This is a genomic window from Shigella sp. FC1967 (assembly GCF_001743005.1).
Classification (GTDB): domain Bacteria; phylum Pseudomonadota; class Gammaproteobacteria; order Enterobacterales; family Enterobacteriaceae; genus Proteus.
On record NZ_MIIZ01001366.1, the window covers coordinates 1 to 371 of the forward strand.

At 53.6% G+C, this 371-nt stretch carries 1 protein-coding gene; it reads right to left on the reverse strand.

Going from position 1 to position 371, the window contains the following annotated elements; translation table 11 throughout:
- The coding region (locus BHE89_RS22060) for an EAL domain-containing protein (RefSeq protein ID WP_128860777.1) at positions 1-371 on the reverse strand (371 nt) is incomplete at both ends.

Consider the following 371-nt stretch of genomic DNA (forward strand, 5'->3'; position numbering starts at 1 on the left):
GGCCGGATAGTCTTCAAGCGACCGCAGTCTTCTCGCGTCAAACTTGCAATAGTGCCAGTCATAACGGCTCAGGCGCTCCAGAGAAGAGTTTTTGTCTCCATAGTCATCCAGCGCCAGCTCAACCCCTATTTCAGTCAGAGCGGCCCATCTCGATGCGAGTGAGGCGTCCTGAATGCCCTCTGTAATCTCGATGACAAGCCGTGATGAGTGACTCTCAGCAATGGATTGGATAACTCGCGCCCAGGCTTTGAAAATGACGCCTGAGTACAAAGTTTGTTCGGAGACGTTCAGGAAGAGAGTCGGATACCGATCCTGGCAAAGGTGAAGATTGTCGTGAATGAACCGCGCCACCTCCATGTCCACCAGCCCCC